General features: G+C 44.0%; 23 protein-coding genes. 9 read left to right on the top strand and 14 right to left on the bottom strand.

From position 1 onward, the window contains the following. Positions 1-155: 155 nt before the first annotated feature. The 4 genes from dgcA to D8S93_RS12055 form a co-directional block, all read right to left on the bottom strand. Positions 156-1,148 (bottom strand): N-acetyl-D-Glu racemase DgcA, encoded by a 993-nt coding sequence (gene dgcA, locus D8S93_RS12075; protein ID WP_152813396.1) that lies wholly within the window; start codon positions 1,146-1,148, stop codon positions 156-158. A 50-nt stretch (positions 1,149-1,198) separates the two neighbouring features. Then, the gene (gene dgcN, locus D8S93_RS12070; protein WP_152813551.1) at positions 1,199-2,203 is read right to left on the bottom strand and encodes an N-acetyltransferase DgcN; all 1,005 of its coding nucleotides are present in this window, start codon (positions 2,201-2,203) and stop codon (positions 1,199-1,201) included. 101 nt (positions 2,204-2,304) lie between these two features. After that, complete coding sequence (locus D8S93_RS12065; RefSeq protein WP_085343285.1) at positions 2,305-3,186, bottom strand: LysR family transcriptional regulator; 882 nt, start codon at positions 3,184-3,186, stop codon at positions 2,305-2,307. A gap of 155 nt (positions 3,187-3,341) precedes the next feature. Then, positions 3,342-4,550, bottom strand: coding sequence for an MFS transporter (locus D8S93_RS12055; RefSeq protein WP_152813394.1), 1,209 nt, complete (start codon positions 4,548-4,550; stop codon positions 3,342-3,344). Positions 4,551-4,751: 201 nt separating this feature from the next. Between D8S93_RS12055 and soxR the strand changes: the two genes are divergently transcribed. Further along, entirely contained in the window at positions 4,752-5,183 is a 432-nt protein-coding gene (gene soxR, locus D8S93_RS12050) for a redox-sensitive transcriptional activator SoxR (RefSeq protein WP_005392679.1), read from the top strand. A gap of 9 nt (positions 5,184-5,192) precedes the next feature. On the opposite strand, the gene D8S93_RS12045 is transcribed toward soxR, so the two are convergent. Both D8S93_RS12045 and D8S93_RS12040 read right to left on the bottom strand, forming a co-directional pair. After that, positions 5,193-5,588 (bottom strand): DUF2391 family protein, encoded by a 396-nt coding sequence (locus D8S93_RS12045; RefSeq protein WP_005373896.1) that lies wholly within the window; start codon positions 5,586-5,588, stop codon positions 5,193-5,195. Between the two features lie 13 nt (positions 5,589-5,601). Continuing rightward, positions 5,602-6,447 (bottom strand): tetratricopeptide repeat protein, encoded by an 846-nt coding sequence (locus tag D8S93_RS12040; RefSeq protein ID WP_005392681.1) that lies wholly within the window; start codon positions 6,445-6,447, stop codon positions 5,602-5,604. Between the two features lie 200 nt (positions 6,448-6,647). On the opposite strand from D8S93_RS12040, the gene D8S93_RS12035 reads away from it, so the two are divergent. Beyond that, a complete protein-coding gene (locus D8S93_RS12035; RefSeq protein WP_152813392.1) occupies positions 6,648-7,118 on the top strand; it encodes an ASCH domain-containing protein in 471 nt (156 codons plus the stop codon). Between the two features lie 50 nt (positions 7,119-7,168). On the opposite strand, the gene D8S93_RS12030 is transcribed toward D8S93_RS12035, so the two are convergent. Both D8S93_RS12030 and D8S93_RS12025 read right to left on the bottom strand, forming a co-directional pair. Further along, complete coding sequence (locus tag D8S93_RS12030) at positions 7,169-7,756, bottom strand: class I SAM-dependent methyltransferase (protein ID WP_005392683.1); 588 nt, start codon at positions 7,754-7,756, stop codon at positions 7,169-7,171. Positions 7,757-7,844: 88 nt separating this feature from the next. Beyond that, positions 7,845-9,362: a phospholipase D family protein gene (locus D8S93_RS12025; RefSeq protein ID WP_046873810.1), complete on the bottom strand. Its 1,518-nt coding sequence runs from the start codon at positions 9,360-9,362 to the stop codon at positions 7,845-7,847. A gap of 517 nt (positions 9,363-9,879) precedes the next feature. Between D8S93_RS12025 and D8S93_RS12020 the strand changes: the two genes are divergently transcribed. The 6 genes from D8S93_RS12020 to D8S93_RS11995 all read left to right on the top strand — a co-directional run bounded on the left by D8S93_RS12020 (position 9,880) and on the right by D8S93_RS11995 (position 17,620). Further along, complete coding sequence (locus D8S93_RS12020; RefSeq protein ID WP_006741362.1) at positions 9,880-11,037, top strand: efflux RND transporter periplasmic adaptor subunit; 1,158 nt, start codon at positions 9,880-9,882, stop codon at positions 11,035-11,037. A gap of 13 nt (positions 11,038-11,050) precedes the next feature. Further along, the gene (locus D8S93_RS12015) at positions 11,051-14,203 is read left to right on the top strand and encodes an efflux RND transporter permease subunit (protein ID WP_152813391.1); all 3,153 of its coding nucleotides are present in this window, start codon (positions 11,051-11,053) and stop codon (positions 14,201-14,203) included. A gap of 341 nt (positions 14,204-14,544) precedes the next feature. Next, positions 14,545-14,811 (top strand): hypothetical protein, encoded by a 267-nt coding sequence (locus tag D8S93_RS12010; RefSeq protein WP_046873807.1) that lies wholly within the window; start codon positions 14,545-14,547, stop codon positions 14,809-14,811. 770 nt (positions 14,812-15,581) lie between these two features. Then, positions 15,582-16,124 carry a hypothetical protein gene (locus D8S93_RS25035; RefSeq protein WP_227483979.1) on the top strand — a complete coding sequence of 181 codons (543 nt, stop codon included), beginning with the start codon at positions 15,582-15,584 and terminating at the stop codon, positions 16,122-16,124. 30 nt (positions 16,125-16,154) lie between these two features. Then, positions 16,155-16,802: a hypothetical protein gene (locus D8S93_RS25030; RefSeq protein WP_227483978.1), complete on the top strand. Its 648-nt coding sequence runs from the start codon at positions 16,155-16,157 to the stop codon at positions 16,800-16,802. 47 nt (positions 16,803-16,849) lie between these two features. Next, on the top strand, positions 16,850-17,620 hold the full coding sequence (locus D8S93_RS11995; protein ID WP_227483977.1) for a hypothetical protein: 771 nt from the start codon (positions 16,850-16,852) through the stop codon (positions 17,618-17,620). 29 nt (positions 17,621-17,649) lie between these two features. Here D8S93_RS11995 and D8S93_RS11990 read toward each other — a convergent pair whose 3' ends face one another. Genes D8S93_RS11990 through D8S93_RS11965 form a run of 6 tightly spaced genes read right to left on the bottom strand, consistent with a single transcriptional unit; the run spans position 17,650 to position 22,910 of the window. Next, the gene (locus D8S93_RS11990; protein WP_152813385.1) at positions 17,650-18,309 is read right to left on the bottom strand and encodes an HAD family hydrolase; all 660 of its coding nucleotides are present in this window, start codon (positions 18,307-18,309) and stop codon (positions 17,650-17,652) included. 2 nt (positions 18,310-18,311) lie between these two features. Then, the gene (locus D8S93_RS11985) at positions 18,312-19,331 is read right to left on the bottom strand and encodes an ABC transporter ATP-binding protein (RefSeq protein ID WP_152813383.1); all 1,020 of its coding nucleotides are present in this window, start codon (positions 19,329-19,331) and stop codon (positions 18,312-18,314) included. Then, positions 19,328-20,116: an ABC transporter permease gene (locus tag D8S93_RS11980; RefSeq protein ID WP_152813381.1), complete on the bottom strand. Its 789-nt coding sequence runs from the start codon at positions 20,114-20,116 to the stop codon at positions 19,328-19,330. Before D8S93_RS11980 ends, D8S93_RS11985 begins: the two co-directional genes overlap by 4 nt. Before the next feature lie 2 nt (positions 20,117-20,118). Beyond that, on the bottom strand, positions 20,119-21,009 hold the full coding sequence (locus tag D8S93_RS11975; RefSeq protein ID WP_085343277.1) for an ABC transporter permease: 891 nt from the start codon (positions 21,007-21,009) through the stop codon (positions 20,119-20,121). Further along, the gene (locus D8S93_RS11970) at positions 21,006-21,830 is read right to left on the bottom strand and encodes an alkaline phosphatase family protein (protein ID WP_152813379.1); all 825 of its coding nucleotides are present in this window, start codon (positions 21,828-21,830) and stop codon (positions 21,006-21,008) included. The genes D8S93_RS11975 and D8S93_RS11970 overlap by 4 nt, the downstream gene beginning before the upstream one ends. A gap of 12 nt (positions 21,831-21,842) precedes the next feature. Beyond that, complete coding sequence (locus D8S93_RS11965) at positions 21,843-22,910, bottom strand: ABC transporter substrate-binding protein (protein ID WP_152813377.1); 1,068 nt, start codon at positions 22,908-22,910, stop codon at positions 21,843-21,845. A 210-nt stretch (positions 22,911-23,120) separates the two neighbouring features. Between D8S93_RS11965 and D8S93_RS11960 the strand changes: the two genes are divergently transcribed. Further along, positions 23,121-23,849, top strand: coding sequence for a UTRA domain-containing protein (locus tag D8S93_RS11960; RefSeq protein ID WP_152813375.1), 729 nt, complete (start codon positions 23,121-23,123; stop codon positions 23,847-23,849). Positions 23,850-23,887 lie beyond the last annotated feature (38 nt).

Raw genomic sequence — 23,887 nt, 5'->3', positions numbered from 1 at the left:
CATAAGACCACCTTCTTGGACTACTGTAATCTTAGCATGCCGTAATAACCGTATAATTTATGTGACTTATTTCATGATGGAGCTGATTGTTTTTTAATCGAGATCATAAACTCAGAGGTTCTGACTTTTCGATCAAAACCTCGGGATTATTTAGGCTATTTGGAAAGAACGATTTCGCCGTCGCGATAAACTAAGCTCGGCGTTACATCTCGTCCGAGCAACACCGGGCCATCAAGATCGACAACGCTCGCCTGAGCAGCAATAGGTAACGCAGCCCGCATTGCCAGCGACGTCCCCAACATACAACCGGACATGAGGCTAAAACCGAGTTTTTGGGCGTCGTCGGCCAGTAATAGTGCTTCTGTGAGCCCGCCCGTTTTATCTAGCTTAATGTTCACCATTTCATATTTGCCAACAAGCTGATGTAATTGCTCTTTGGTGTGACAACTTTCATCGGCGCAAAGTGGAATGGGGTGCGGAATGCTGGCGAGTACGTCGTCGCAGTCTTGTGGCAACGGTTGCTCGATCATGGTGATATTAAACGGTTGGAGTTGAGCAAATACCGTAGCGAGGTCGAGGTTTTGCCATGCTTCATTCGCATCTAAGACAATTTGCGTGTGCGGTGCGGCGTCACGCACTGCTGCAACGCGCTCAATCACGTGTTCACCATCCAGTTTTACCTTAAGCAGTTTTGCGCTTTGGCTAAGGTAAGCTTGCGCCTGTTTTGCCATCGCTTGCGGCGTATCGATAGAAACCGTCATCGCCGTCACAATCGCCTCAGGTAACGTAAAGAGGTCGTGAACCTGCTGCTTGTGGTTCAAAAGCGCAAGAAGATGCCAAAGGGCGCAATCCAACGCATTTCTTGCCGCTCCTGCGGGCAATAATGATTGAAGCTGGCTTTTGAGAGCCATGACATCAGCGTCACCTTTGGCATACAAACTTTGCAGTTCATGCGCGGCGTGAGAAATCGCCTTAATTACCGATTCAACCGATTCACCATAACGTGGGTATGGTGTGCATTCTCCTTGGGCGATCATGCCCAGATGTTCAATTGTCACGCGGACTACGTGGCACTCTGTCCGACTGCCGCGAGAGATGCGAAATGGTGTCGCCATAGCAATCGTGACGGGTTCTACATGAATTTTCATCTCACTAGTTTTCCCTAAACCGCAGTTATTTTCTAAACCGTAAATGTTTCCTAAATCGTAAGGAGCCTATCTGCAACCGCATCAACGCCAAAACGCACAGGGTCGGTGACGGGCACCTGATATTTGTCGCTCCAATCCTGGCATAACTGGGCAGCATCTTCTTCGCTGATCGCCGAAGTATTTAAGCAAATACCCACTAATTGAGCTTTTGGATTTGTTAGGTGGGCAGCGGCCAGATTCGCTTCTATCGTTTGTTCAATGGTTGGCAAGCTCGCATGTGGTAAGTTGCGGATGTGCGGGCGACCAATCTCATGGCACAGTACCAGAGCGTCCGCTTGTGCGCCGTGAAGTAAGCCCAAACTTACGCCAGCAAACGAAGGGTTAAATAACGAACCTTGCCCTTCGATGATGTCCCAATCGTGGTCGGTGAAGTCGGGGCTGATCGCTTCTACTGCGCCGGAGATAAAATCGGCAACTACGGCATCAATCGAAATGCCACTGCCTGCGATGAGAATTCCAGTTTGACCCGTTGCTTTGAACTCTGCGCGACAGTTTTTACGCTTTAATGTGTGTTCAATGGCGAGGGCAGAGTACATTTTGCCAACGGAGCAATCTGTTCCTACAGTAAGTACTCGCTTGCCTGCGCGAGCTTTGCCATTGCCGACCTTGAGCGGGGCATCATAATGGCGAACATCATACAGTTTGGTTAATCCGCGTTGTTCTAGATCGGCAAGAGGAGCAAATTCCGCCAAACGTTGGTGCATGCCCGATGCAATTTCAAATCCCATTTCTGCCGCTTCAAGTAAGGTTGCTTGCCAAGCTTCGGGAATGACTCCCCCCGGGTTTGCTGTGCCAAGTACCAGCGTTTTTGCTCCTTGCTGCTGCGCTTGTTGTAGTGTCATGTCGGTTAAACCAAGCGATACGGTTTCTGGCGTCAGGCGGATTTGGCCAAGGCAAATCTCAGGTCGCCATTGGTATATGCCACGCGCGGTTTTTGCTGCGAGTGGATCGGTTACATCGCCAAGAAAGAGTAGGTAAGGTTGAGCAATTTGCATGATGGTTCCCTTCGTCATCGTTATTGCTCATTAATGTAGCCAGACTGATTTAGGAAACCGAATGCTTATTTGTTAGGCAGGTATAACTTCAAGTTATACCTTTAAACCATCTGTTGTTTTAGGGCGGTGATAAATTGCTTTGTCGCAATGGATTGAGGTGTGTGCTCTGCGAATAAAATAGAGACAGAGAAGGACATGTTTGGCTCCAAAGCATGCACGGAGACGGCATCATCTTGGCGATATTGTTTTGCAGTCCATGGGTCTACAATGGCGAACCCTGCTTGGTGTTTCACCAGTTCAGCCGCCGCGGAGTAGCTGCGTACGGTGATGGCATGTTGATAATGCTCGTCACGCGCCGACAAGGTTTGATGCAGCAATAAGCCCAGAGGGTCTCGGCTATCTAAACCGATAATGGGTAAATCGTGACTGATAAGCTCTTCTAAAATAACGACTTTTTCTGCGGGTATCGCTGCGCTTTTAGGAGCGATCAGTGCTAAGTTTTCTTTCAATAACACGTGCCCCATGATCGCTGGTGGTGTTTCTTCACCAAAAGCGATAGCGACATCCAATTCATGTTTCAGCAACCCAGAGCACAGCTCATCGCGATTGGCCGTTAATAGCTCAAAGGAGATGCCGTGCTCTTTCGACAACAACGCGACAGTCGGCGCTAACAAGTGTGCGGCCAAAACAGGCGGGGCACCGACTCGTAAATGTTGAGTTCCCTGTTTGACTTTGTTGGTCAGAGAGCGAAATTGTCCGAGTTGTTGATAGACTTTTTCTGCCTCTGGTAATAAAGCTTTGGCTTCTTGAGTTGGAACGAGACGACCCTTTACACGCTCAAATAAAGCGAAGCTCAGTTGTTGTTCTGTATGGGCGAGAACTCGAGTGACATTAGGTTGGGAAACGTGCAGTAAGCGAGCAGCACCAGACACCGTTCCTGCTTGCATAATGGCGTAAAAGACTTCCAATTGTCTTAAGTTCACTGCGAATTCCTTCTGCTCATGTTGGTCGCCTCAGAATACCCAACCTTGCTGATGAGCGATAGAGAAAAAAGTACTGGTGTAGAAAATTAGGAAGACGATTTTGGTTATCTTCTTATCTCGCTTTTTCAATTTCTCAACTTCTCAATTTCTATGCTTCACTTTGCCGCTGCATGAAGGGGCAGGTCGTTAAACGGCTCGACGTCTCGGCTGAGTAATCCCATCAATACCACTGCTAACACCATGACAACAGCTGCTATTGCAAAACCGTATTGTGTTAGCTCGTAATGACTCAACATCGCGATTAATACATAACTGAGAGCTTGAATGGTGGTGGAAAACATGCTGATGCCGCCATCAACACGACCACGTTGATGAACCGCTACGGTGTGATGCATCCAGTTGACTCTTGCAATGCGATTTAGCGCGTTAAACACACCAAACAGAGCCGTAAACAATAAGATGGTCAACGGGCTTATCGCAAAACTCATTCCGATAAACGCCATAGATACCATGACCATCGAAGCAAACATAATGTGGCTATGGGAGGCGCGACTCAGCACTTTGGTGACAATGAAACCAGTTAGCAACGAGCCGAGACCAAAACTGATGTTGAACCCTGCAAACCAATCGCCAGAGATGCCTTGTTCAGAAAACCAAATCGGCACCAATTTGCTCAAATACGTCAATGCAGGATAAGAGAGACAAGAGAGCAGAATAAAGCCATAAAAGCGGGGGTCGAGACGGAATATTTGTTGGCTCTCTTTGAGTTGTGCGATGAAAGCGACAGATTTTGATGTCCTTAATTGTTGGGTATACGGCGTCAGAATATAAAACATCGCCGCCAAAGCGGATGCGCTGGCTGCAAACAAAGCAAACTCTTTCATTCCCCACATTTCAAGCAAAACAATACCCAACGCACCAGCTCCTAGGGTCGTGGATTGCATTACAATTTCTTGCTGACCCGAAATTTTTGCGTATTCGTGATGCTGATAATTTTCTTGGGTGAAGGCGTTGTTGGTCGTCCATGCAAAGTTACTCGAAACCCAATACACCAATTGCGCAAAAGCCAGCAGCCAGTGGGACTCAAACCCTAACCAATAAGCAATGAACACCACCAAAGCCATGCCCGATTGAATCCATTGATTGAGCACGAGGAGTGCTTTTCGTGAGTGTCGGTCAACTAAAGTGGAAAAGAAAGGCGTTGCCAGAAAAGAAATCGCGGTGCAGCTCAGAGAAACTAAAGCGACGAATGTGCCCATTTTGGGCTCGGAAAGCATGACCCATGGCAGTGCCATCATGAACAAGCCAGATGAGATACTGTCGAAGAAGCGGCCTGCTAAGTACGGCTGAGTTTTATTTTTCATTATGTTTGCCTCAAGTTCCCTTTGGATTTCAAAACGTTGACCTATAACGGTGCTGTGTTTGTCGACCAACTTGTTCATTCCGAACGCATTATTTCGAGACCATCTAGGTTTAGCGTTAATTAAGATGGTGCAACTTTAAAACCTCAAGTAAACTTGAGGTAAAGCATTTTTTTAACAAAATTGACACACAGGGAGTCAAGGATGGAAATCAGCGTAGGAGAAGTGGCAAAACGTTCCGGAGTGAAGGTCTCTGCCCTGCATTTTTATGAACAAAAAGGACTGATTTCGAGCTGGAGAAATCAAGGCAATCAGCGCCGCTACCACCGCAGCGTTTTGCGCCGTGTTGCGGTGATTAAAGCGGCGCAGCAAGTGGGGTTGTCGTTAGAAGAAATCAAACATGCGCTAGATGAGCTGCCGAAACATCAAGCGCCAAACAAACAGCAATGGGAAGTCATGGCGAGCCATTGGCATGAACAGTTGGAGCAAAAAATTCAAAAGCTCAAAGCCCTGCAAAACGATTTGGGCGGATGCATTGGCTGCGGGTGTTTGTCGTTAGAAACCTGCGCACTGCGAAACCCAGAAGATGTGTTAGGCAAAGACCACTCGGGTTCTAACTTAACGTTAGAAGAGTAGGTGTTATTTCTATTCTTTGTCGAAACTGTCCACCACAATCGCACCCATTGACGCCGGCATTGTGATGACGATGACCCGTTTTATCGCAACCAAAGGCTCATTCATTAGTGGCAGCTTATCAAGACAGAAAAGAACTAACGCCACCACAACGGCCGCAATGAGGTACGCGATAACCACACGAAAAATAAAAATGGATACGCGATTTTTGATGTGGCTTTGGAACACGCTTTGATAGGCGAAAAAACTGAGGAAAATGACAGAAAGGCTTAACAGCATGAGCAGGTTTGCCATTGGCAAGCTTTCACCTAGTCGCCACGCCTCTTCAGAAAAAGAGATGGGTACGGCGAGGGCAAAAGCGCCAACCAACACTTGGCTGGCGTCTTCTAAGTTAAAGTGACTACTCATGCTGTTCATTCCATTATTCGTTTGCTAGGTGTAAGAGCTTTTCAAAGCGCTCGTTACCATGCAGCAATTCGAGGTCTCGCTCTTCGGCAAGCAAATCACGAATAGATGGGCTGTATTCAATAGCGCGTTCCAAGTCTTCAATGGCTTGCTCTTCAATGCCAAGACGAGAGTATGCACAAGCACGTTGATACAGTGCAGGACCATTGGTGTAATCGACTTCAAGTACGCGGTTACAGATGCTCAGTGCCCAGTGGTATTCGTTGATTTCCATCGCGGCGTCTGCTTTGTAAGTCAACGCTTCTAAATCACCTGGGCGAATCAGCAAGATCTCATCATAGATTTCAATACGTTGCTCTGGTGTTTGTGAGCTTTGCGCACGCAACCATAAGTTATGGATCTCGTTGATTTTCTCAATTTCTTTATTGTTTTCACTGATAATTCGAGTTTTGCGTTTTAAATCTCGCTCCAGTGCTACAAATTTCTTCTCGTATTCTTGGGCGATCTTTTCTAATCGTTTATCCGCCATCTCTTTGGTGTTGTGTTTAAACTCACGCAGAGATTGCCAGCCTACAAAGGCGATCAGCGATGCGACACCTGCGATGATGTAGAAGAAGTAGGTTACGGTCACGTTGGCATAGTTCAACGATTTATCCGCAACCGTCAGCTCGCGGTCGGTGATCTCTGTGATCATTCGTTTTTCTAGGCTCTGATAGTCCTGACGCAGTGCTTTTAGCTCATCTAAAATATAGCGTTCCATTAATGGTCTATCTAACAGATCCGATTCTGAATACTTTTCGTCCGATGCCATCGTCGGCAAGGCAAGTATCAGCGAGAAAAAAATACCAATAAATAAGCGCATAAAACGTCCTTTCACGAGAAGAGTACAGATAGACCATGCAACAATAGCAAATAGCACAAACGTTTAGCAAAGTTATTACAAAAGAAATAATTGTCGTCTACGTAAAAGTCATATTCTTGTTGTTTTTCAGTTTGTTCCTGGTGGTTATTTGCCGTGATATCTTTTATCCTCCTTGCGAATTTATGATTAATGGAGTGAGCATGGACGCGCGAGCTAAGGATTACTTAGAGCAGTATCTAAAATTATTGTCACCAGAACAAAGAGCAGCCGTACCATCAGTTAGTGCTGACTATTATTGTGCCGATGAATACAACGCCAACGTATGCGCCGATTTGGTTCGAATTGGACAGAAAACCGCCTCTTGCAGTATGGATCTTTGGTATCGAGAGCATGGCGAAAGCATGCCACAAGTGGGCCATTTACAAGTCGTCACGAATTGGAACGGGGACCCCGTTTGTGTGATACGAATTACTGATGTCAGCACATGCAAATATGAGGATGTAACCGCAGAGTTTGCCTACGCAGAAGGCGAAGGTGATAGAACCTTAAACTGGTGGCGTGACGCGCATACTGCATTTTTTAACGCTGAATGCGATGAGTTGAACATAGATTGGCATGAGAAACGTACGCTAGTTTTGGAGCGTTTTGAGGTGGTGTATCCAGTCAATTAATCGCTGATAGCAGCACTGATTTGAAGTGCTGCTTTCTTGAGAGACAGCTTTTAGCGCTTGCGAGCGGTCACACTAAACATGTGCCAGTGTTTTGGGCTTCCGACTACCGTGGTTCCGTCTTCATCTCTTTCATTCAATGAAATGAGTTCGTAATCCTCGAATAAACTTTCCACTTCCTTTTTCGTTAATGCGGTAATGTTCGGATGCATTTCTGATGCAACCCAGGAGTCTTTTACTCCTAAGAAATCACCGCAAAAGATACCGCCAGGTTGTAAGGCACTGTCTATTTTGGTCCAAACTTGCTCAAAGCCTTCGTCCGGGCAAAAGAACAAACTGGCATTCGCGATAACCAGGCTGCATTGAGGATAGTCAAACTCAGTAAAACAGCACTGTGAAATTGAGAAACGCTTGTGGCCTTCAAAGCGTGTTAAACAAGTTTTTACTGCATCTTCATGGCTATCAAATGCGTGAACGTTAAACCCCTGTTCGAGGAGAAAATGACTGTCTCGACCTATTCCGCAGCCAATATCAAGAGCGACTTTGCTCTCGAGTTTCAGTAGGTTTACGGCATTTTCTACGTTTGGGCGGTGAGGTTGGTTTAAAATTTTCTGATAGTACTCGTTCCATTGTGCTGACATTGAACTTCCTTGTATTATTGTGTTTCCCCAAATCTAGTGTCCATTCTTGTATTGCTTTATCGGGGAGGTTTTGAAACATTGGCAATTGTTATAGCTGATCTTCAATTGGCAATATGCCGGAGAACCAAGCGCCCATTTTTCGCCATACTCCGGCCTCTGGTTCAGAATCATATTCTTTGCCTGTTTTTATGTCAGTCCAGACAATGTCTCCGTCGCGTAGAGTTAAGGCATAGGCGTTATTCGACAATTGATTCGGCAGTTGTTCTAGAAACATTTGCACATATTCTGGCTGTTCGATAACAACGGCCATTTCGGTATTCAAAGCGGCTGAACGTGGATCCCAGTTCATCGAGCCAACAAACAGCGTTTTGTCATCAATCGTCATTGCTTTTGCGTGTAAACTTGCTCTGCTGCTCCCCGTGAGGCTCCACTTGCTTTTGAGTTTCGCGCTCGCTTTTACTTCCCATAGCTTGACCCCAGCTTCGAGCAGGTCTGTTCGATATTTTGCGTACCAACCATGCACGGCAAACACGTCGTTAGAGGCGAGACTATTGGTCACTATCGTGATATCAACACCTCGCTTGGCCGCGTTACTCAATGCTTGAGTGCCGACTTCGGTTGGGACGAAATAGGGGGAGATAAGAACAAATGAATGTTCAACACTTTTAACCAGCTCCGTTAAATTATCAATAAGTTGGCTCTCTCGGGTCGCAACTTTATCGGGTAAGTCAAACCATACTTTTGCTTCTCCCCAGTAGAGCTTGAGATTGCCTTGTTTGAGAGCTTGGTACATATCCAGTTTAGTGAAGTCATAACGGCCGGTTGAGAACTTTTCCTCTAGCTGGAGTTTGTCGACCTGCTTTTGAATCGCCAGGTCGGTAATTTGCTGTGAGTCCGGTGTTATCCATTCCATTGGTATCGCATAGGCGCTATTCCAGTAGAGGTCGAACTGATCTGCAGTTTGTTGTACCGCCTCACCATAGAGCAGTAGATCAAAATCACCAAATTCGACCTGTGATTCAAAAGAAAAGTACTCATTGCCGATATTCCTACCCCCGACAATGGCAGAAACACTGTCTGCAATCAAAGACTTATTATGCATACGACGATTAAGACGTTCAAAATCGCTAGCAAGTGCGAACCAGCGGGAATCGCGATACTGATGCGGATTGAATAAGCGGATTTCGATATTAGGATGTGCATTGAGTGCAGCCATCACGTCGTCGTTTCGCTTTTGCATATCGTCAAGCAACAGCCTTACTCGGACTCCACGCTTTGCAGCTTCATACAAGCGCCACGTTATTAGCTGACTCGTTTCGTCACCACGGTAAATATAGTATTGAAGATCAAGGCTTTTTTGTGCGGACTCGATCAAAGAGGTGCGAGCAAGAAGGGCATCGTGTCCTTGATTTAAAGGAGAAAAGCCAGTGATTGACTTTGGGTCTTTCCCGTAAGCTTCAAAGTACTGTGCAAGCACAGAGTCACCTTGATACCCAAGTTGGAAGCTAGTGGATTTTTCACTGGGATCGTTCAATGACACGGATGAACATGCCGATAAAATTGTGAATAAAGAAGGGAAGAGCAGCTTAGCGAGTGTATGTAACAAAGTACATTTCCTTGTCTTACAGAGTGTTACTTATCAGAAATTATAGACCTAAGTTGCCGCAGCGTGCATCCAACAAGGTTGGATAACGGGCTATTAATCAATGAATTGTCATGTTCTCGGGATTAAGTTCACCTTTTTGAACGCAGATAATCATTTATTTTAATTATGATTGTGTCTGAATTGGTCATAATCACTAATATCTGGTGATTATGACCAATAGCACACTGGTTAAAATAGTTGAGTAATAATAACTATTTGAATTTTAATAAATAAATGCCTGGCACGTCCCTTGCTATTCAAAAGAAGAGTTAAGTCAGGGCAACTTGCGAAGTTGGTTAATTTTTTGTTAATTTTATTAACTTTGAATTGGCAATAACTCTGTAGTTAGCAACCGAAAAAGCAAGGTACGCGCTGCTTTGACGTCTATTCAAATGTAATTCCCTCACCATCATGCTTACAGGGAGTCAAAGATTTAATAAAGCATGGTGATGAAAACAACAATAAAAAAGGATTTTCGATGTTAGCAAAACCCGTATTACGTTGGCTTTTACCTTTCGTTGTCGTTGGTGGCTCTTATGCAGGATATGCCGCAATCGCCGCGACAGCTCCGGAAAAAGAGTCAACCAAAGATGCCATTACAGAGCCTACCGTTCAGGCTTCTTCTCTTTTTCCTACCGATCATAAAGTGGTGATAACCAGCCATGGTGAGTTAGTCCCTTTTGAAAAAACACACCTTTCTGCGCAAGTCAGTGGTGAAGTGATAAGTTGGCACCCTAATTTTGTAACGGGTGGGATCGTGAAACGAGGAGAAGTGCTGTTCACGATTGAAAGTGACAACTACGAAGCGTCGGTTTTGCAAGCCGAAGCCAATTTAGCTAGCGCACGTGCGAGCTTGATTGAGGAGCAAGCCAAAGCGGAAGTGGCAAAACGCCAGGCCAAGAGACTGAGCGATAAGCAAGTGACAGACCTGTATTTACGTAAGCCTCACGTTTTGAGCGCGCAAGCGCAAGTGAAGTCGGCTCAGGCGGCACTCAAACGAGCAAAAAGAGATTTAGAAAATTGCAAAGTCGTTGCACCTTACGATGCGCTGGTTGTTGAGCGTGATATTGGTGTTGGTCAATTTGTCACATCTGGCTCTCGAGTTGCCACGCTAAACAACATTGAAGTGGCGGAGGTGCACGTACCAATTGCCGGTTTTGATAGTGCATTTTTACCCGAATCCATTGGTGAGCTCACTGCGACAGTAACGCAGCAAGGTGTGTTTTCTACCACTAGAGAAGGTCGAGTGGTTCGTGATTTAGGCATGATTGATAGCGCTACCCGAATGATTAACATGGTCATTCAAATCGCGGACCCATATGGTATTGATAATCAGCAGCCTCCAATTAAATTTGGCTCCTACGTTGAAGTGAGCTTTACAGGTAAGGAGCTAAAGCATATCTATCGCCTGCCACAGGAATTAGTCAAAAATCGCACGGTATGGGTAGTGAATGGTGAGAATCAACTTCAACCTCGGACGGTAACGGTCTTGAGAGCAGAAGGTGAGTTTTTACTTGTGGGGGAAGGCTTAGAGCAAAGTGATAAGTTGGTACTTACCTTGCCGGAGTACCCTCAAAAAGGCATGGCGGTACAAATCGCAAAAAAGAGTGACGACTCCGAAACCGTCGTACAGTAAGTAGGAGTTTGTCATGGAAGATACTAAACAAAAGGGCTTAATTGCCTATTTTGCGAATAACCCTGTCGCTGCCAACCTTTTGATGGTGTTCATCATCATCATGGGTGTGGTGAGTTTTCTCTTTATTCAAAGGCAGATGTTTCCGAACATTGAGGTGAACTACATTGATGTTCGTGCGACTTATCCTGGCGCTTCTCCTCAAGAAATTGAAGAAAGCATTCTCGTTAAGGTTGAGGAATCGATTAAAGATGTCACCGGGATTAAAAAAACGGTCTCAACGGCCTCTAGAGGTAGCGCGTATGTCTCTATCGAGGTAGACGTTAATGCTGATATCAAGCGTGTCTTGGATGATGTAAATCAACGCATTGATACTTTATCCAACTTACCTGCCGGTATGGAACCGATCAATGTCTACCAAGTTGAGTGGCGTCAAGATGTGATAGAAATGGGGTTAGTTGGGGACCGACCGCTTGAAGAGCTCAAACCCATTGCTAAGCAAGTCGAGGATGAATTACTTCAACTCAAAAATGTCATGTTGGTGTATTTGAGTGCACCAGAGGAAGAGATAGCGATTGAAGTTGATCCACTCGTTCTTCGTAAATACGATTTGACGTTGAGCGATATCAGCAGCGCGATCAGTCGTTATTCTGCCAACTTTTCTGCGGGCGAAGTCAAAACAAACTCAGGGATGATCGCAGTAAGGATTGAAAATCAGTACTACCGTGGTGATGAATTTAGGAATATTCCTGTAAAGCTTGGCGCAAATGGTGCGAAGGTTTTACTGCAAGATATCGCCACGATCAAAGATGGCTTTACGGAAGAAGAGCGCTACTTTGAGTACTCAGGGCAAAATGCGATCTACATGTCTGTTGAAGCGACTCGCGATCAGAACATTATCCCTGTTGCCGAGTCTGTTCGTAATTATATCGAAGCAAAAAATAAGACATTACCGCAGGACGTTAAGCTCAAAGTCTTAGTGGATACGACCTATTATTTAAATGGTCGTCTCGACATGATGTTGAAAAACTTGCTGCAAGGCGCAGCTCTAGTGGCGATTATGCTGACCATTTTTTTGCGCTTTCGCTTGGCAATGTGGGTAATGATTGGGCTGCCAGTGTGTTTTCTTGGCGCGGTGATGATGATGCCTGCATTAGGGATCACGGTAAACATCGTATCTCTTTTTGCCTTCATTATGGTGCTCGGTATTGTGGTCGATGACGCCATCGTGATGGGAGAGAGCGCCTACAGCGAAATTGAAGAAAAAGGCGGTGGCGTAGAAAATGTGGTTCGCGGTGTCAAACGTGTTGCCACGCCAGCTACTTTTGGCGTTTTAACCACAATTGCCGTGTTTGCCCCTTTCTTGTTGTCTAGCGGTATTGACAGTGCTTTCTTCTATGGTATCGCGGGCGTTGTGATTCTTTGTTTGATCTTCAGTTTGATTGAATCGAAGTTAATCCTTCCTGCTCACCTCGCACATACTCACTTTAAGCCAGTTAAACCTGGTGGCTGGCGTGACCGATTTAACCAACGTTTTTTTGGCTTTGTAAACGGTACGTATCGTAACTTTGTCACGACATGTACGCATTGGCGCTGGACCGTGTTTGCTGTGTTTTGCGGTTTACTGCTGATCAGCGCGGCTTTGATCAACGCGAACTATGTTCGGGTGATCCCTAACCCTAAAGTGCCTACTGACTATCCTGCGATCACTATTGAAATGAACGATACCGTTTCAAGCGAGCAAACAATCAGTGCTCTTAAGACCATCGAACGAGTGATGCAAAAAATTGAATCTGAGACCATCGCAGAATATGGTCAAGGCATGATTCGTGATGTGCTTTCGTACAACAGAAGCCGCACCGAAGGCCGTGTTTTGGTGCCATTGGTTGATGAGGAATTACGCCCGTTCAATACATTTGAACTTGCTCGACGTTGGCGTGAAGCTATGCCAGTTATTCCTGGAATGAAGAGCATCAAAATCCGCGAGCAGAGCGCGGGTGGCGGTGACAGAGATGAGTTTGGTTACTTGCTGTTTGGTTCTAATATTAATGAATTGAACGAGGCTGGGCGTTACTTGATAGAGCGTTTACAGCAGGAAGAAGGGTTATACGATATTTCATCTTCTATTGATTCAGGAAGCAAAGAAGTACTCCTCTCTCTTGCGCCTGTAGCGTACGATCTCGGACTGGATCTCACCATGATCGCAGAGCAAGTGGGTGGCAGCTTCTACGGTGGTGAAGCACAGCGTCTTATTCGTGATGGTGAAGAAATCAAAGTTATGGTGCGTTACCCGCAACTGACACGTGAAGCATTCTCATCATTACGTTACGCTGTGATTACCACGCCAGCAGGTAAGAAGGTCATGCTGGGTGATGTGGTTAAGATCAACGAGCAGCCGGGCGTGAGTAGCATTCGGCGTGAAGGCGGGTATCAAACCGTTTATGTCTATGGTTCGATAGATGAAGAATTGGTTGAACCTCAAGAAGTAGTGAAGGTCATCGACGACAATATCTTACCGGACATGAAGCAAGCCTTCCCGAGTGTGAAAACGGAATTGGGTGGTGATATTGAAGAGCAAGCAGCGCAGCGTAATGAACAGATTCTGTTCTTTATTGCAGGCATGATCATCGTCTACATCTTGTTAGCCGTACCGTTAAAAAGTTATACCCAACCTTTGATTGTAATGTCAGTCATTCCCTTTAGTCTGACGGGGGCGATTTGGGGACACTTCTGGCTAGGTTTGGATATCAGTATGATGTCGACATTTGGTTTGATCGCCGCTGCTGGCGTGGTTATCAACGACTCTCTAGTTATGACAGATTACGTAAACCAAGTGAGAGAAAAGGGTATGAACATCAAACAAGCGGTGGTTGAAGCGGGCTGTGCACGCTTTCGAGCGATCACGCTCACCTCAATAACGACGTTTGCGGGTGTATTGCCGATTATGTTTGAAACGAGCTTGCAGGCGCGTTTTGTCATACCAATGGCTGTAGCTTTGGGCTTTGCGGTGTTGTACGCAACGGTTCTGACTTTAGTGCTGGTGCCTTGTTTGTATTTAATGCTTGAAGATATTAAAAATATTTTCAGATCGATTAAGGGGTTTATTCATCGCTTTATCAATCGTTTCAGAAAGTCGCCAGTGACGTCGAGCGTTGAAGTAAATATATAGAGTTAACAAGCTTGATGTTAACTATTAGGAGCAGCCTTCGGGCTGCTTTTTTAGTTCTGTATTTTGATTCAAAGCAGTTCTAGAGTGGGTTGTTACGTAATTTATTCGATGAAAGAACAGCGAGAAAATCTCCTGATAAATTATTCTTTTTATGAATGCTTTTTCGTGTTTAATTCTCTTGGTTAATTTAACACTTGGTTAGCGAAATTTACCAGATGGAGATAATGATGAATATATAGGATTGGTTAAGTTATTGACAAATAACAAAATAAAAGTTGGCATCGTATGTGCAATATATAAATTGTAACTAAAACGAACTGCTAATCCTCAAGGAGCTTATTATGAAAAGCGTATTTCTATCTACTCTAAGTCTTATTGTTGTAATGTCATCACCAATCGCTGCTGCTAACACTTTAGACAAAGAGGAGTGGAGCTCAGATTTACGTCAGGACTTTTCTGAAATGAAGCATGAAGCTGTAGCAGATATTCAGCAAATGAATATGGATGCCATCCACGCACGCGATGAGCGTATCGTGAAAAACATTAAAGATGAGCAAGAACAGTTAGTAAAGGTAACGTGCCACAAAGAGAAAGCAAGCAAGTCATAACCGCCGATAAAGAGACTAACAGACGAAAATGAATCCAATACGAGTTCAGTACTAGTTAGCAGTAAGCACTGACCTTGTTGCTCTACTTGCCAGCCTTTTAAGGCTGGCTTTTTTGTTTTTACTACCAGACCAATAAAGCTGGAAGAAAAAAGCCCGCAAAGAATTTCCTCTGCGGGCGTAATAAAGGGCACCAAATTGGGTGTCTATTCATTTTGGAGGTGGTCGAACGTCCATATAAAACTGACAATAGGCTTGGTGAGAGGCTTACCACCAGCGCGACCAACGGAGCTAAAGTTAACATTGTTGCAATGATTGTTAAAATGTCAATTCTTCAATCAATGTTTTCATTATCGTTAGTCTGGATTGTGAATATGTTGTTATATTGTTCCTGGAATGCTTGAGTTTCGAATTTGAACACATATGGGGATATATATGTCCCATTCTTTATTTATTTTAGTTATATAAATCTCGTCATATCACACTACTAAATACTCATAATTTTTAGCAACCCGACATAGGTTAGGCAGGATTGTTACTGGTGTGTAAGTATCTTTGATTTTCGTTAGTTTGAACTTTGCATTGTACTTCTTGGAACGATAAAGTCGCTCACATGGAGATGCAAATTACAAGATTGTCTTTTTATCTTTTGTGTAACTGTGGTAATAATAAGTTACATGCTTTTGCCGCTTTCCTCTAAAATAATAAATTTGCTCTTTAGATTAGAATATATATTGAGTAATGTTGGCCTTATTTTAAGTTTGGAGCCTAATATGACTTGGGAAATACTTAACCAAAAGCCAACAGAGAGTAATGCTAGAGATGTTGTTGTATTGAATAGATTTAGCAACTTTTTAGGTCAGTTCGATATTGATCCTAAAATATTAGATAAGAGAGATGTTAAGATTACAAGGCAGGCGATTTTAGTTATTCAAGCAATGACAGACTTTGATCGCAAGAATGTGATAAAAGACATTTATAAAATTATAGATAATCCTAAAAGGGCGAGTCTAACTAAGCATAGCAGAAATCCTTTTTGGCGTTTGGCAAGGAATATTGACCCTTTTAGAACTTATCATTTTTTAATTCTTTATCGTATATCTGACAGTGGTTCTGTAGTCATTGAAGAGATTATGCTAGATAGTAAGCTCCATGGTTCAAAGTTAGAGTCAAAAAAACAAAGAACTATGTTGTACGATGTAAGAAAAGAAACAAAATCCCGCTACTCAGAAGATAAAAATACTAATGAAGATATTCAGTCTGCATTGAATAGTTGGGATGGGAAAGGTGCCAATATCATTCCGAAGATTAACTAGATTAACTGTGAACACGTTACTATAAATGGTATGAATAATGATTATGATACAGCATCAAAGTTAATGGGTGTTCATACTGACGTCGCATATAGGAAAGATAATATAGTTAGGTATAATTTGTTTCATAACCCGACAGATGGAGGGGTTTTTGATTTAGCAGAGTGTATCTTTGATCAAACTCGTATATTTAAAAGTAGAAATGCGAAGCAACTTGCTTCTTTAATTATTAAAACACACAGTGAGCGTCGTCGAGTAAAATGGACTGTTCATAGTCAAGGAGCTATTATATTTCGCTCTGCGATTGAGGAAGTAAAAAATCTAAGGCCTGAACTAAGATTAGATGGACATGAATTGGCAGTACATAGCCCTGGTGGTAATTATGGTATTTTATCAATGAAAGCAAAGCGTTTAGGTATGAAAGTTCAGCCACTTAGAGCTAACCCTGCAGACTTTGTACCTAACGTGATCGGGTTAAATGGTGTAACAAGCATAACCAAAATGAACTTGAGCTTGAGTCCTGTTTTTATTTGGGCGTGTTTTTTGTCCAAAACCATAGGTGGCAGCCCTCATTCATTACCTTATCTTGGGTTAAATACTTATGAAAAACAGCTGAGAGAGTCTGGTGCCCGGCAAAAGGCTAGGGTGATAGGTAAATATGCGAAAATTGGTAAGCATTAATGAGTATTATGTCTCTTCTAAAATTAAAATTTCGATCAGGAGCGAAATTGTCTAAACCTAGCCACAGAATCTATAGGTTTGGGAGCCTCGTTTGTGATTTGACCGTGCCTGGAGGGGGGTACGAATCACATAGAGCTGAAGAGGACTCAGAGATTACGCGTGATTTCTTAGAAAGTAATGTTAGGAATGATTACCATAATCAGTTTTTTTTGGTTGGGCGCTTAGAGTGGCCTTACCACACGATAATTCCATATCCTGGAACATACGATTATTATGGACAGTTAACAATGAAGCTTAGCTTGATTCCATATGTTAAGAGCTCAAATATTAAAAAGTCACTATATGATATACGAGATGATATTTTATTTCGATATGATGATTTTTACAATGCCGAAGAGCATGATCCTAAAACGGGTAGAGGTTACAATAAGTATAAAGCAAAATCTATATATAAGCATTACACCGAAGAGGTGGTTGTGGGTAATGAAGAGTTAAGAAATGAACTTATTAATACTAGGGTTTCAGATATATTGGTAACTCCCCCTAATATAATCTTACATAATAATTATATTAAATATGAGTCTGAGAAAAGTTTATCTAAATTTAAGAATCATTATTGCTTTTTATTTAATAAATATTGTTACCTGAGCATAGAGTTCCATCATGATGGATGGACTGATCGCTATATGAAAGTATGCCTTGAAAATGCGCAGGAGGCTGAAAATATGATTGTATCATCGATAAATATATCAGAGTTATTAGATGAAGAGTTTCCTGATAATGAGGTACGTAACATAAAACCAAAGAGCAGCAGTTAGCTGCCCTTTATTGCTATAAAGACCGAAGGCTAATTCCAACGTAATAGCGTCCAATTTGATCGATTCGCGTGTTCTTTTAGGCGTGAGCATGGATTTACCAGGTAGGTGTAATCTGCGTATTCACATAAAGGCAAATCGTTGATTGAATCGGTATAGAAATGGATTTCAGAATAAGGCTCAGGCTGATTTTCTAGCCACTGTTTTAAGCGCGTGACTTTACCTTCACGATAACTAGGGACACCGTCGATTTCAGCAGTATAACGGTTGTCTTTCTCGATTAAATCGATGCCGAGTGCGGTTGGAATATTAAGACGGCGACCAACGGCTTCCACCAAAAAAGTGACGCTGGCAGAGATGATAACCATATCTATACCATCAAGAGACAGTTGCTCAATCAGGGTTTTGGCTTGAGGAAACTGTTTAGCCAGAATATGGCTTTCAACACATTCTTCAACCAAGGCGTTTACTTCTTCAATCGGCATGTTTTCTAGTGGCTTCATGGAGAACGCTAGGTAATCTTCCATGTCCATTTTGCCTTCAGAGTACAAGGCCATTAGACGCTGATCTTCCATAATAAATAAAGGATCAGTCGCGATGCCTCTCTCAACCATAAACTCGTTCCAAATCATTGCGCAGTCAGCGTTTATTAGGGTTTCATCCATATCAAAAACATACAAAGGTTTGGACATGTTTAGGCTCTCACTGGTTGAATTTCGTTTAGGTTAAAGAGTAGCTCCAGTTGGCTGCCGTTCGCTAGTAAGCGTTCTGAAGAACGGTTAAGCAAGTCAACAGTGAGCTCACACTCTTCAACGTTCACTTGATAGCGAATAACATTACCAAGAAGCTGGTGGTTGGTGATCGTACCTATTTGTGGCGCTGAGATGTGGCTATCATATTGACGACCTTGCTCTTTTACATATATAGACTCTGGGCGAATCGCTACTTTCCATTCGGTATCAATGTTGAAGAGTTGCTTGGCTTTATTGGCCTCTACAAGGTTGTAGTGCCCCATGAAACCGGCCACAAACTCGTTAGCAGGATGAGTATAAATTTCTTCAGGTGTTCCTGCTTGAACAATTTCCCCTTTACTCATTAGGAAGATACGATCAGACATAATCATCGCCTCTTCTTGGTCATGAGTTACGAAGATAGTGGTGAGATTCATCTCTTTCTGAATGTCTCGGATTTGCTGACGAAGGTGTTTGCGGATTTTGGCATCAAGCGCAGAAAGTGGCTCATCAAGCAATAATATGCGAGGTTTCACCACCAACGCTCGAGCGAGTGCGACACGCTGGCGCTGACCGCCAGAAAGTTGATGCGGATAGTGTTTTTCTTTACCTGCCAGATCCACCAGTTTGATGACTTTAGCCACTTCACCTCGAATATCATCATTCGCAAGCTTTTTCATTTTTAAGCCAAATGCAATGTTGCCTTCAACGGTCATATTGGGAAACAGCGCATACGATTGAAAGACCATCCCAATACCACGCTCTTGCGGGACTTGATGCGTGATATCTTCTCCGTTTACCCAAATCTCGCCGCCATCGACAGGGTTAAGCCCTGCAAGGCTGCGAAGTAGCGTCGATTTACCACAACCGCTAGGGCCCAAAAGCGTAATGAATTCACCTTGCTCGATGTTAAAGTGAATGTCCTCAAATACGGTGTTATCACCAAAACGTTTAGTCAGATTTTTCGCAGTGACGTAGCTCATTGTTTGACTCCTCGGCTAAAACGACTTGCCAACCAAGTCAGGAAAAAAATAAATAGGAAGTAGGTCATCACTAAGGCAGACGTGAAGTGGCCGCTCGTCTGACGCATGTTATACAAGTAGATTTGCAGGGTTTCATAACGTGTGCCGACTAAAATATTGGCGAACACAAACTCTCCAAATAGAAATGAAAATGAAAGGAAAAGCGATGCCATCAGTCCTTTTTTGAGGTTAGGTAAAATGACCATCAAAAACGCTTTAGTTGTGCTTGCCCCTAGCAAATGTGCAGCGTCCATTAAATCATTGAGGTTAATTGCTTCGAAGCTATTAGAAATCGCACGATACATGAACGGTAACGCGATGGTGAAGTAAGTACCTACTAGAATCCAAGGAGTACCGATAAGGGAGATTTCACTGTCAGCATAAAGTTGAAGCAAGCCGACGGATGACACCACTGGTGGTACAGCGAATGGAAGCAAAATCAATACGTTCATGAGCTTATCGAGCTTCGGAAAGTAGTAAAACACCACGAATATCGCTGGCAGAACCAGAATCACACTGAGGGTTAGCGAAGCAATACAAATAAACAGCGAACGCCCAAATGCTTGCAAAAAGCGTGGGTCGGTCAGCAATTTAACGTACCAATCAAAAGTGAAGCCATCCGGAAGCACCGTGGCGCCCCAGCGTGATGAAAGCGAATAGACAAAGGTCGCTAAAATCGGGATGAGCATGATCCCAACAATGGAATAAACCACCGTTTTATGGAATCGAGTATTAACGTTGTTCATGACTACTTCCTACCTGCATAGCTTTTCGAAATGAGCCATTGGTTAATCACTGTGATAAAGGCAAGTAACGCCATTAGAATCACCGAAATTGCAGCGGCGAGATTAGGTTCAAGGAACAGGTCTCCCGATACCAGACTCGCAATTCGAATTGTGATGACGTTATAGTTACCGGAGGTCAACGCATAAACACTCGCATATGCGCCGATTGCGTTGGCTATTAAGATAATAAAGGTACCGAATAAGGCCGGTGAGAGCACTGGCAGCGCGATTTTCGCCCAATACTGTGATGTTTTGGCTCCCAGTAGCGCAGCAGCTGCTTGCCAATCATCACTCAACGCGTCGAACGCAGGGTAGAGCAACAACACCGCCAGCGGGATTTGGAAGTAGATGTAAATGGCCAGCAGGCCCCATTTACCATAAAGGTCGAAATCACCGAGTAAGCCATACTGCTTGAGCAAAAGGGTAATCGCCCCATTGGTGCCCAAAATAATAATAAAAGCGAATGACAGAGGTACGCCTGCAAAGTTGCTGCTCATGTTCGTAAACGCAATCACACCGTCGCGGACTTTAGAATCGACTCTGCGTAGAGAAGAGACCAACAAAGTCGCAATGGCTAAGCCAAAAATGCTCGACCACACCGCTAACCACAAGCTGTTGCCAAACGCCTGCATCATAAAGGCGGAGTCGAGCACTTCAATGTAGTTATCTAAGGCAAACTCGCCATCGTAGATAAAGCTGTTTAACAGTACCCAAATCATCGGTGCGAGTTGAAATAGGTAGAAAAACAGCGCGAAAGGCACTAACCAAATGGCTGGCTTAAAGCGCTTTAACCAAGTACTTGCCAAATTTGAGCGTGATTCGCTAGAGCTTGGGGAAAGGACAGAACTGCTCATAGTGCTAACAATTCCTGAGTGTATGGCTTCGTGTGGTCAAGGTTTAGCAATTGACAAACGGTGCCACAAATATCAGTTTGCTTAATATGACAATCCTGATGGGTAAACTTATCGCCAATGACAAACAGAGGAACTTCTCGCTCTTCAGGTAAAATCCCACCGTGAGAAAGATCGTTGTTCATGCCATGATCGCTGGTCACAATGATTTGATACCCATCAGCAAGCCATTGTTCGATGTAGTTGGAAAGAATAATGTCTGCACCTCGCGCACAATTGCGGTATTGGCGAGAGTCTAGGCCAAACTTATGTCCTGTATCGTCTATATTCATCGGGTGGATCAATAAGAAATCAGGTTGATAGTTTCGACGTAAATACTCTCCATCCAGGAACAAGGCTTCATCAGGATAATGATCCCAATGGTAAAAGCAGCCGTGCTGGATATTCAGAGTTTCATCATGCGTGAAACGATCGCGAACAGGTTCAAATGGTGTGCGATTATAAAGCTCACTTACCCAGTGGTAGGCAGCCGCAGCGGTCACTTTTCCTTGGGCTTTTGCCAAACTGAAAATGGAATCGTGTTTGGATAGACGAACGATATTGTTGTTTACGATGCCGCTTTCTACAGGGCGAACGCCCGTTAAAATGCACTCATAAAGTGGGCGAGACATAGAGGGCAGCTCACATTGCACAGGATAAAGCGTTGCGCGAGTTTCTTGTTGGGAACGACTTTGTTCTAGAAGACCATTGAGGTAGCCCATGCAATCACGGGCTACCTGATAGTTCAGTCCATCTAGAACAACAAGGATGACCTTATTGCTCATAACGACTCATTCTTATTGCTGGTGGATTAAGACACTTTCTTGCCATTGACGTGGCAGCTTACGTGCTGACTTTTCCCAAGCTGAGAAGTCAGTCACTGGGTGAACATTGCTGTATTGATCATTAGCAATTAGCTTGTCTTGCACCGCTTGAGGCAGTGTGATGTTGGTGCGGATTGGACGCGCATAACCTTCTGCTAAGTTGATTTGCCCTTGATCGCTGAAGATGTACTCACGAGCAAACTTTGCTGCATTAGGGTTCTTCGCGTATTTATTGATTATGGTTGTATAACCAGAAATCACAGAGCCATCTTGAGGAATGCTCACTGTAAAGCGGTCGCGGTCAATTTTGTCGCGGTAGTTCAACGCATTGAAGTCCCACATGATCGCCACTTCCACTTCGCCTTTTTCTAGGTTGGCGATGTTCGGATCGGTAAATGAAAGACGACCTTGCTTCGCGAGTTCAGAAAAAAATTTGAGCGCAGGCTTGAGGTTGGATTCGTCCCCACCGTTGGCGAACGCTGCGGCGAGAACCGCGTTGTTTGCCTGTGCTGCTACGCCTACGTCACCTACGGTCACTTTGTAGTCGCCTTTTAATAGGTCATCCCACGTTTTTGGCGCGTCTTTTACGAGGTTATTGTTGGAGATAAAAGAAATAGTGCCAGTGTAAGCAAGTGCCCAATGACCATCTTCGTCTTTTGCCCAATCTGGAATGTCATTCCAAGTTGTTGGTTTGTATGGTTGAGTGACGCCTTTTTTAACCGCTACACGTGCGAAGGCAAAGCCTACGTCACCAATGTCTGCGGTCGCGTTGTTCTTCTCAGCTTCGAATTTTGCGATTTCTTGAGCCGAGCTCATATCCGTGTCTTGGTGCTTAAGGTTGTAATTTGACTTCAAATCAGCCCAAGTGTCTTTCCAGTTCGCCCAACTGTCAGGCATACCTACACTGTAAACCGCCCCTTCTTTTTGTGCTGCGGTAACCAATGACTCAATATCGGCTTCTTTCGCTACTGTTGGTGCTGCAAGCGTTACCGCGATGATTGCCGCTGGTGCAGTAATTGAACGACTTAGCAAAGTTTTCATTGTCTCCATCCTTCTGGACTAGGTCAGTAAGTTCGCTTTGTATGCTATGGATGGAATGTGACGATTTAGCGCAAGTAATTTGACAGTTTTTATGAATTTCTATGGCACTTATATTTCATACGCTCAATATGTGTTCTGTTGATTAATGTCATATTTTTGTTACTTACACGCCTTATGTTGTTCATCAAATTATCGTTGGACTAGATCAGAATGAGAGCGACAGGCACCGGACAATTTGGTACCCAATTAGGAAAAATTAGAAGCAGCTTAAAGCAGCAGATTCTTTCCGGCATCATGTCGGAAGGACAAAAATTGCCATCAGAAAGAGAGCTCAGTGAACTATTTTCTACGACTCGAATCACTATCAAAGATGCATTGGTGTCTTTAGAAACTGAAGGCCTGATCTACCGAGAAGAGCGTCGTGGCTGGTACGTATCTCCAGAGCGGATCTGTTACAACCCGTTGTCTCGTTCTCACTTCCATCAAATGATTAGAGAGCAGCATCGTATTGCAGAAACCAAGTTACTCAACGTACGAAGTGAAATGGCTGCAGGTGAATATGCAAAATCGTTAGAGGTTGAGCGAATTACCCCAATTTATGTGATTGAACGGTTGCGTTTTATTGATGGGCGAGCGGTATTGTTTGTTGGAAATGTACTCAAAGCGGCACTGTTTGAAGGCATATTGTCCGAGAACCTCACCATGTCGCTGACGGGCATTTATCGTGAGAAGTATGGTTACGAGACAAAGCGCTCTCGTTTTGATGTGATTCCAACGTCAGCACCTGCTCATGTCGCTAAAGCGTTGAACTTGGCTGAAGGACAGCCGGTTCTGAAAATTCGTCGAGTAAACTACAAACAAGATGGCAAATTAATGGACTGCGAATTCGAGTATTGGCGTCCAGATGCAGTGATGATTCGCATTGATAGCGTAGGATAAAGTGCAGAATTAAAAAGAGCCCAATGAAGGGCTCTTTT

It is taken from the genome of Vibrio sp. VGrn 2 (assembly GCF_009361695.1).
In the GTDB taxonomy this organism is placed as follows: domain Bacteria; phylum Pseudomonadota; class Gammaproteobacteria; order Enterobacterales; family Vibrionaceae; genus Vibrio; species Vibrio diabolicus.
This window is presented reverse-complemented; position numbering and strand designations above follow the sequence as displayed.